Below are 9091 nucleotides of genomic sequence, written 5' to 3' on the forward strand. Positions count from 1 at the left end.
CCCGACCAACCAAGGAGCTCGAGTTCCCATGAGTCTCAGAACATCCGACGACACCGAGGTGATCGTCACCGGGGTCGCACTCTCGCGGCGCCGACGGCAGCTGCGCAAGACCACCGAGTCGTACGCCTTCCTCTCGCCGACGGTCATCCTGCTGTTCGTGCTGATGATCGTGCCGATCGTCATGGTGATCGGCTACTCGTTCCAGGACAACGTGATCCTGAACAAGTCGCCCGAGTTCGTCGGCATCGCGAACTACGTCGAGATCCTCTCCGACCCGCGCTTCTGGAAGGCGACGGGCAACACCATCCTCTTCACGGTGACGAGCGTCGCCGCCCACCTCGTACTGGGCCTCGCCTTCGCGATGATGCTGAACAGCCCGCTCCTCGGCCGGTTCTCGCGGTCGCTCTTCCGGGCCCTCTATGTGCTGCCGTGGCTGTTCACGGTCGCGGTCATCGCGGTCCTCTGGCGCATGCTGCTCGCCCCGAACGGCGTGGTCAACTTCCTGCTCAACACCGACATCGAGTGGCTGGCCTCACCCCAGCTCGCCCTGGGCACGATCATCTTCATCAACATCTGGGCGGGGTACCCCTTCTTCATGGTGAGCCTGCTCGCCGGGCTCCAGGGGGTTCCCGCCGAACTCCACGAGGCGGCCACGGTCGACGGTGCGAGCGCCACGCAGCGCTTCTGGAACGTGACGATCCCGCAGCTGCGTCCCATCATCGTGAGCCTCGTGCTGCTCGATCTGATCTGGACCTCGCAGCAGTTCGCCCTCATCTGGATGACCACCGGCGGCGGTCCGATCGATGTGACCGAGGTGCTCAGCACCTTCACCTACAAGCTCGCCTTCGCCAAGTACGACTTCTCGCTCGCGTCGACCTCGGCCGTGCTCGTGCTGCTGATGTCGATGGTGCTCGCCGTGTTCTACGTCCGTCATCAGAAAGCGAGGGACTGACCATGGCTCTCACCGCCCAGAACCAGCGTCGGGTCGGCAAGACCGGCCTCATGATCGGACTCCTCATCGGTGCGGTCTTCGCCGCGGGGCCCGTGCTGTGGATGCTGTCCAGCTCGTTCAAGTCGAACACGCAGATCTTCGAACTGCCGCCGCGGCTGCTGACCGATACGTTCTCGTTCGACGCCTACGTCGCGATCTTCACGAACGCCGAGACGATGCGGTTCTTCCTGAACAGCTACATCGTGGCCGGCTCCGTCACGGTGCTCACGCTGATCGTCGCGATCCAGGCCGCCTATGCGTTCAGCCGCTTCGACTTCCGGGGCAAGCGGATCCTCAACGTCGTGATCGTGAGCGTGCAGGCCGTGCCGCCCATCACCCTGCTCATCCCGTACTTCGGGCTCATGGTCGGGCTGGGCCTCTACAACTCCTACGCGGGGCTGATCCTCACCTACATGGTGTTCACCCTGCCCTACGCGATCATCATGATGACCGGCTACTTCAACACCCTGCCGAAAGAGCTCGACGAGGCCGTGCGGGTCGACGGTGCCGGCTCCATGACGGCCCTCTGGCGCATCCTGGTGCCGATCTCCGTGCCCGGCATCGTCTCGGTCGGCATCTACACGTTCATGATCGCGTGGAACGAGTACCTGTTCGCGCTGACGCTCACGCGCACGATCGACATGCGCACCGTGCCGATCGGCATCCAGCTCCTCATGGGCCAGCACTCCTACGAGTGGAACCAGATCATGGCCATGAGCGTGCTCGGGTCGATCCCCGTGCTCATCCTCTTCCTCTTCTTCCAGCGGTACTTCATCAGCGGCCTCACGGCCGGGTCCGTGAAGAGCTGAACGACGTCCCGTCCGGGGCCCAGACCACCACGAAACAGGAGATACAAGTGCTCTACACCGGCAAATCCATCCTCGATGTCGCCAACGCGAACAACTTCGCGATCCCCGCGTTCAACATCAGCGACTGGGCGATGTTCAACGGCGTCATGGACATCAGCGAGGAGAAGGCCGCCCCGGTCATCATCGCGATCCACCCCGACGAGGTCTCGCACATCACCACCGACCTGATCGCCGCGATGCACTCCCGTGCGCACCGTTCGAGCGTCCCCGTCGCCATCCACTGGGACCACGGTGGCAGCTACGAGCAGATGATCACCGCGATCAAGGCGGGCTTCACCTCGGTCATGATCGACGCCTCCCTGCTGCCCTTCGACGAGAACGTCGCCCTCACCCGGAAGGTCGTCGATGCCGCCCACGCGGTCGGCATCCAGGTCGAGGGCGAGCTCGGCACGATCGGCGCCAACGACAGCTATGGCGAGTCGGGCGCCGCCGAGATCATCTACACGAACCCGGCCGACGCCGTGCGTTTCGTCGCGGAGACCGGCGTCGACAGCCTCGCCATCGCGATCGGCACCTCGCACGGGCTGTACCCGGCCGAGAAGAACCCGGAGCTCCGCCACGACCTCCTGCAGGAGATCAAGGCCGCGGTCGGCATCCCGCTGGTGCTGCACGGCGGGTCGGCGAACCCCGACTCCGAGCTGCTCCGCGCGGTCGAACTCGGTATCAACAAGATCAACATCTCCAGCGACATCAAGGTCTCGTACCACAACCGCATGCGCGAGATCCTCGGCACCGACGAGCGTCTGCGCGAGCCGAACGCGATCCAGCCCGAGCCGATCGCCGCCCTGAAGGCCACGGCGGCTGAGAAGATCGAGCTGTTCGGCGCCGACGGCAAGGCCGACCTGTACTGATCGGACGGCGGATCTCGAAGGGGAGGGCGATCGACGGATGAGCGATGGCGAGGACCGGCGGCTCGTACTCGGGCTCGGGGGAACGGTCGACTACGAACTGCGGTGGGATGCCGCGGTGCTCGAGCGGCTGGCCTCCGTGCACCGCGTGCGGCGGCAGGAGCTGACCTCGACCGCGCCCATCGTCGACGAGCGATCGCTCCTGGTCGCCGTCCTCGCCCTCGTCGATGACGGTACGGGCGCGGAGCGCTTCGTCGCATCATCCGATGTGATCGAGGCGTTCTCCTCGCACTTCGAGTACGCCGTGACCCTGGGCGGCACCGGCGTGCGGGCCGGGCTCGTCCTGGACAGTCTGGGGATCCCCAGCATCCAGCATCTGGTGAGCATCGACGACAACGTGCGTCGGCTGCTGCCTCCCGGGGTGTCCTTCGTGTGCTCGGCGACGCAGGACACCCTGGATCCGCACCTGATCGTGCAGTATCCGGCCGGCGCACGCATACGGCTGCACGACGGGGATGTCTTCTCGCCGGGACCCAATCGGCTGATCTTCGCCAACGATCCGCCGAACCGTGAGATGCGTCTCGCTGCCGAGCTGGGGGAGAGGCTGGCCACCGCGTCCGTGCTCCTCGTCTCCGGCTTCAACACCATGCAGGACCATGCCCTGCTCGAGCAGCGCCTGGAGCAGCTCCACGAAGCGATGCTCCGACTGCCCGACGATGCTCTCGTCTACTACGAGGACGCCGGCTTCTACACGCGCGCCTTCGCGGAAACGGTACGCATCCGGCTGCTCCCCGGCATCGACGTGTACGGCATGAACGAGGACGAACTGCAGGAATACGTCGGGCGGTCGGTGGACCTGCTCGATCCGGCGGATGTCATCCGCGCCCTGGCAGACATCCGCCGGATCATCCCCGTCCCCGCGCTGGTCGTGCATACGCGGTACTGGGCGCTCGCCATCGGCGCCGAGGCCTTCAGGCACGGCGCGGCGCTCGAGAGTGCCGTGCGCGTGGCGGCCACCCGCTATCGGCTCGGTGACGGATTCACGGCGTCACAGGCGGCCGAGACGGCGCGCATGCCCCGACATGCGGGCGGGACGGCACTCGTCGCCGCTGTCATGGCGGCCGTGCCGGATGCCGTCGGCGTCCCGGCATTCGCCCTCGAGGTCGAACACCCGACCACGATCGGCCTGGGTGACACCTTCGTCGGCGGGTTCCTCGCCGCCCATGCTCAGGACGGAGGGCACCCGTGAAACCGATCCGGCTCGCGTCGAACCGTCCGGCCGAACGCTTCTACCGCGGCGGTGCCCGCATCGCCGCTTTCCGCGGGGAACGCGAGTCCGCACCCCGTGAACCGGAGGACTGGGTCGGATCGACCACGACGATCCGCGGCGAGCAGGTACTCGGGCTGACGACGCTCCCGGACGGGCGGATGCTGCGCGACGCGGTCGCCGAGGATCCCGTGTCGTGGCTCGGTCCCGTGCATGCCGAGCGGTGGGGATCCGACACGCGTCTGCTGGTGAAGCTCCTCGACGCGGGGCAGCGGCTGCCCGTGCACGCGCACCCGCACGACGACTTCGCCGCCTCGCATCTCGGCCGCACGCACGGCAAGGCGGAGGCCTGGTACATCCTCGAGGGAGGAGTCGTGCACGTCGGGCTGCGCGAGGAGACGAGCGTCGAAGCGCTCGCCGACCTGGTCTCGCGCCAGGATGTGACGGCGCTCCTCGGCCTGCTGCACGAGGTCGAGGTCCGCCCCGGCGACGTCGTCTGGGTGCCACCGGGCGAGCTCCATGCGATCGGTGCCGGCGTGCTGCTGCTCGAACTGCAGCAGCCGGAGGACCTGTCGATCCTGCTGGAGTGGGAGGGCTTCGCCATCGACGGTCCCGGCGAGGGGCACCTGGGGCTGGGCTTCGATCTCGCACTCACCGCCGTCACGACCGCCGCGCGAGGCCCGGCGGAGCTCGCCGCCCTCGTGCGTGCCGCGCCTCTGTCGGGTTCGGTCTTCCCTCGCGCGGCGGATCGGTATTTCCGACTCGAGCGGCGTCCGGTGCGCGGAGCGTCGGTGATCGAACCCGGGTTCGCGATCATGATCATCGCCGACGGCGCCGCCGACCTCGACGGCGAAGCGCTGCCGACCGGTGCCACGGTCCTCATCCCGGCCGCCGCCGGCGGGATCGAGGTCAGCGGTGACGCCGAGCTCCTGATCGCGCGGCCCCCGGCGCCGTGAGGGCGATCGCGGGGGATCGAGCGGCGGATCCCGGCGGCTAGACTGGACGCATGCCCGAACCGAAAGTCGCCAGCTTTCCGGCGATCCGCGGTGCGCTGAAGTTCTACCAGATCGCGTCGATCATCACAGGAGTCATGCTGCTTCTGCTGCTGACCGAGATGGTGCTGAAGTACACGCCGATCCACCTCGAGCTCTTCCTGGGAGGCTCAGGAGGACCGCTCTGGTTCGCCGGCGTGCTCGCCGGCCCCGACTGCCAGTGGTGGTCGCTGTTCGCCCCGATGACCAACTCCTGCGAGATGACCTCGCTGGGCGACGGGTTCAACCTCTCGCTGTTCATCCTGGTGGCGCACGGCTGGTTCTACGTCGTGTACCTCTTCGCGTGCTTCCGCATGTGGAGCCTGATGCGCTGGCGCTTCCCGCGCTTCATCCTCCTCGCGCTCGGCGGTGTCATCCCGCTGCTGTCGTTCTTCATGGAGGCGGTCGTCGCCCGTGAGGTCAAGACCTATCTCGCCACACGAGAGGCCGCCGAGGCCTCCACCCCCGCCCCGGAAGGTGTCCGTTGACCGAACAGTCCGAGACCCAGCAGCGTCCTGCGCTCGTCGTCGACTTCGGCGCGCAGTACGCGCAGCTGATCGCCCGTCGAGTCCGCGAAGCGGGTGTGTACAGCGAGATCGTGCCGCACACCGCCACGGCCGAGGAGATCGCCGCCAAGAACCCCGTCGCGATCATCCTCTCCGGCGGACCCTCGTCCGTGTACGAGGAGGGCGCGCCGAAGCTCGACCCGGCGGTCTTCGACCTCGGCGTCCCGACGCTCGGCATCTGCTACGGCTTCCAGTACATGGCTCAGACGCTCGGCGGCGAGGTCGCGCACACCGGACTGCGCGAGTACGGCGCGACGGATGCCGCGATCTCGGGCGACGGCGGCACGCTGCTCGGCGGTCAGCCGGCGGAGCAGAACGTGTGGATGAGCCACGGTGACCAGGTCGCCACGGCGCCTGAGGGCTTCGACGTGCTCGCCACGACCGAGGCCACGAAGGTCGCGGCGTTCGCGAACGAGGAGCGCGGGTTCTACGGCGTGCAGTGGCACCCGGAGGTCAAGCACTCCGACCACGGCCAGCGCGTGATCGAGAACTTCCTGCACAAGGGTGCCGGTCTCGCCTCCGACTGGAACAGCGGCAACGTGATCGCGGAGCAGATCGAGCGCATCCGCGAGCAGGTCGGTGACGCCCGTGTCATCTCCGCTCTCTCGGGTGGGGTCGACTCCGCGGTCTCCACGGCTCTCGTGCACAAGGCGATCGGCGACCAGCTGACCGCCGTCTTCGTCGACCATGGCCTCCTCCGCAAGGGCGAGCGCGAGCAGGTCGAGAACGACTACGTCGAGTCCACCGGTGTGCGTCTCATCACCGTCGACGCGGCAGAGACCTTCCTCGGTCACCTCGAGGGTGTGACCGACCCGGAGGAGAAGCGCAAGATCATCGGCCGCGAGTTCATCCGCGCGTTCGAGAAGGTGCAGCTCGACCTCGTCGCCGAGGCCAAGGCCTCGGGCGGCGCTCCGGTGAAGTTCCTCGTGCAGGGCACGCTCTACCCCGACGTCGTCGAGTCCGGCGGCGGCGCGGGTACCGCGAACATCAAGTCGCACCACAACGTGGGCGGCCTTCCCGACGACCTCGACTTCGAGCTGATCGAGCCGCTGCGCGCGCTGTTCAAGGACGAGGTGCGAGCGATCGGTCGCGAGCTCGGCATCCCCGAGGCCATCGTCGGGCGTCAGCCGTTTCCGGGGCCCGGCCTCGGCATCCGGATCATCGGTGAGGTCACCGCTGACCGTCTCGAGATTCTGCGTGAGGCCGACGCCATCGCCCGCGAAGAGCTGACGAAGGCGGGTCTCGACCAGGAGATCTGGCAGTGCCCCGTCGTGCTGCTGGCCGACGTGCGCTCGGTGGGCGTGCAGGGCGACGGCCGCACCTACGGTCACCCGATCGTGCTGCGCCCCGTGTCGAGCGAAGACGCCATGACGGCGGACTGGACGCGTCTGCCGTACGACGTGCTGTCGAAGATCTCGAACCGCATCACGAACGGCGTGCGCGACGTCAACCGCGTCGTGCTCGACGTCACGTCGAAGCCGCCGGGGACGATCGAGTGGGAGTAGGGAGCACCGTGCTCCCTGATGCGGCGCCGGCTCTGCCCGACGCCGAGTACCTGGTGCTGTCCAGCCGGTTGATCCCGGGTCTGGACGGCGGATACACGATCGCGACGCTCGCGCGCGCCCGGCAGCTGGCCGGTGCCGGCGTCGCGAAGGGTGCCGGCCCGCAGCTCCTGACGTTCGACCCGGGAACCGCGGCCGATCACGCTGCCCACCGCAGGACGTTCGCGGAACAGGGGGCGCTCACCGACCCGTCCCGGATGCGCAACCTCTTCGATGAAGCGGTCGCGTCCGACGGGGGAGCGGCCGGATGGCTGCGTGCGGCAGCGGATGCCGCCGTCACCGCCGACCCCGACGTCGAGTACCGTGTGCTGACCGATGCCGACGGGCGCCCGTTCGCGGCGCTCCCGGTCATTCCGGGTAACCCCGACTGGCACCTCACCGCGGAGCCGGTCCTGGTCTACGACGGCGCGGGCGAGGTCTCCGGCGCGCTGCACGGTTTCCGTGGTCTCTACCGCGCGTGGCTCGATCATGTGGCGGCCGCGTTCGGTGACCGCCGCATCGTCGTGATCTGCGAGTCCCGCCAGCTGGGCGAGCTCATCGCGGACTGGGCGGATCCGCGTGTGCGCATCGTTCACACCATTCACACCATGCACGTCGAGGCGCCCTACACGCCGGATGCGTCGATGAACACGCTCTGGACCCGGTGGTTCCGCCTGGCCGACCGCTTCGACGCCGTGATCTGGCCCACCGCCACGCAGCGTGACGACGTCGTGGCCCGCTTCGGGGATTCGGCTCTGCACGCGGTCGTGCCCAATCCGATCGCTCCCGTCGAGGGTCGGGACGACCTGCGCGAAGACGGCCTCGTCGTGGTGCTGGGCCGCCTCGCACCGGGCAAGCGCGTCGATCACGCGATCCGCGCCTTCCTCGCGGCCGACGTGCCCGGCGCCCGGATGGAGATCTGGGGCGGCGGCCCGGAGCAGGAGCGCCTGCACGCGCTGATCGAGGAGCTCGACGCCGGAGACCGCGTCGTGCTCGCCGGATACACGGACTCACCCGCGACGGTTCTCGACCGGGCGTCGATCCTGGTCACCTCCACGGCCTTCGAGGGGCAGCCCCTCGGCGTGGTCGAAGCGCTGCTGCACGGCACTCCCGTGATCTCGTACGACGTGCGCTACGGCATCCGCGACGTGCTGCAGCAGGGCGGCGGTGCCCTGGTGCCGAGCGGAGACGTCGACGCGCTGGGCGACGCGATCCGTTCCCTGTTGACCGAACCCGATCGGCTCGCGGCGCTGAGCGCCGAGGCCCCGACGGTCGCTGCGGCGTGGAGCCCGGAGCGCTCGCTCGATGCCCTCACCGCCGTGATCGCTGCGGTCGCCTCTGCGCCACCGCGTCGCTGACACCCCCGCTCTCCTCGGCGCCGGAGTCGGCGTGACGAGGGGCTCCTCGCGACCGTGAAAGAAATCTCGAAGATTTCCGTCGCCGATGTCGATCCGCGGCATTCCCGTTCGACGTCTGGAATGAGAGGGTCGAGAGACGGCCCTTCGAACAAGGAGAATATCATGAAGTTCATGCTCATCATGCGCGCAGACGACACCGCCGTCGAGGCATACAAGGAGATGCCCTTCGAGCAGGTCATCGAGGCCATGGGCAAGTACAACGAGTCGATGATGAAGGCCGGCGTGCTGGTCGCGGGCGAGGGCCTGACCGATGCCGCCGAGGGATTCGTCGTCGACTTCAGCGCGGAGAAGCCGCTCATCACCGACGGCCCGTACGGAGAGACCAAGGAGCTGTTCAACGGCTTCTGGATCCTCGAGGTCTCGTCGCGCGAGGAAGCTGCCGAATGGGCGAGCCGTGCACCCCTCGGTGCCGGATCGTTCCTCGAAGTGCGCCGGGTCACCGGCGTCGAGGACTTCCCGGCCGACAACGAGTGGATCGAGAAGGAAGCCGGCTGGCGCGAGGAGCAGGCCCAGCGCGCACAGCAGTGATGGACGGATCCGCGAACGACGAGGCCGCGCGC

General features: G+C 68.0%; 9 protein-coding genes. All 9 read left to right on the top strand.

Annotated elements, in window-relative coordinates; translation table 11 throughout:
- Positions 1-28 precede the first annotated feature (28 nt).
- The 9 genes from ACNPM4_RS19190 (at position 29) to ACNPM4_RS19230 (ending at position 9059) form a co-directional block, all read left to right on the top strand.
- Entirely contained in the window at positions 29-952 is a 924-nt protein-coding gene (locus ACNPM4_RS19190) for a carbohydrate ABC transporter permease (protein WP_029262266.1), read from the top strand.
- Positions 953-954: 2 nt separating this feature from the next.
- Positions 955-1800: a carbohydrate ABC transporter permease gene (locus ACNPM4_RS19195; RefSeq protein ID WP_417506069.1), complete on the top strand. Its 846-nt coding sequence runs from the start codon at positions 955-957 to the stop codon at positions 1798-1800.
- A gap of 47 nt (positions 1801-1847) precedes the next feature.
- Entirely contained in the window at positions 1848-2711 is an 864-nt protein-coding gene (locus ACNPM4_RS19200; RefSeq protein WP_448986809.1) for a ketose-bisphosphate aldolase, read from the top strand.
- Between the two features lie 37 nt (positions 2712-2748).
- Positions 2749-3957, top strand: coding sequence for an ADP-dependent glucokinase/phosphofructokinase (locus tag ACNPM4_RS19205; protein ID WP_448986811.1), 1209 nt, complete (start codon positions 2749-2751; stop codon positions 3955-3957).
- The gene (locus tag ACNPM4_RS19210; protein WP_448986813.1) at positions 3954-4931 is read left to right on the top strand and encodes a class I mannose-6-phosphate isomerase; all 978 of its coding nucleotides are present in this window, start codon (positions 3954-3956) and stop codon (positions 4929-4931) included. The genes ACNPM4_RS19205 and ACNPM4_RS19210 overlap by 4 nt, the downstream gene beginning before the upstream one ends.
- Positions 4932-4981: 50 nt before the next feature.
- Positions 4982-5494 carry a DUF3817 domain-containing protein gene (locus ACNPM4_RS19215; protein WP_029262271.1) on the top strand — a complete coding sequence of 171 codons (513 nt, stop codon included), beginning with the start codon at positions 4982-4984 and terminating at the stop codon, positions 5492-5494.
- On the top strand, positions 5491-7077 hold the full coding sequence (gene guaA, locus ACNPM4_RS19220) for a glutamine-hydrolyzing GMP synthase (RefSeq protein WP_105711600.1): 1587 nt from the start codon (positions 5491-5493) through the stop codon (positions 7075-7077). The genes ACNPM4_RS19215 and guaA overlap by 4 nt, the downstream gene beginning before the upstream one ends.
- A gap of 8 nt (positions 7078-7085) precedes the next feature.
- Positions 7086-8471: a glycosyltransferase gene (locus tag ACNPM4_RS19225; protein ID WP_448986816.1), complete on the top strand. Its 1386-nt coding sequence runs from the start codon at positions 7086-7088 to the stop codon at positions 8469-8471.
- Between the two features lie 162 nt (positions 8472-8633).
- Positions 8634-9059, top strand: coding sequence for a YciI family protein (locus tag ACNPM4_RS19230; RefSeq protein ID WP_029262274.1), 426 nt, complete (start codon positions 8634-8636; stop codon positions 9057-9059).
- Positions 9060-9091: the final 32 nt, after the last annotated feature.

This window comes from Microbacterium umsixpiens (assembly GCF_053543675.1).

Coding starts and splice junctions, on each gene's coding strand:
- ACNPM4_RS19230 (WP_029262274.1), top strand. CDS start 8,634: ATGAAGTTCATGCTCATCATGCGCGCAGACGACACCGCCGTCGAGGCA.
- ACNPM4_RS19190 (WP_029262266.1), top strand. CDS start 29: ATGAGTCTCAGAACATCCGACGACACCGAGGTGATCGTCACCGGGGTC.
- ACNPM4_RS19205 (WP_448986811.1), top strand. CDS start 2,749: ATGAGCGATGGCGAGGACCGGCGGCTCGTACTCGGGCTCGGGGGAACG.
- ACNPM4_RS19215 (WP_029262271.1), top strand. CDS start 4,982: ATGCCCGAACCGAAAGTCGCCAGCTTTCCGGCGATCCGCGGTGCGCTG.
- ACNPM4_RS19195 (WP_417506069.1), top strand. CDS start 955: ATGGCTCTCACCGCCCAGAACCAGCGTCGGGTCGGCAAGACCGGCCTC.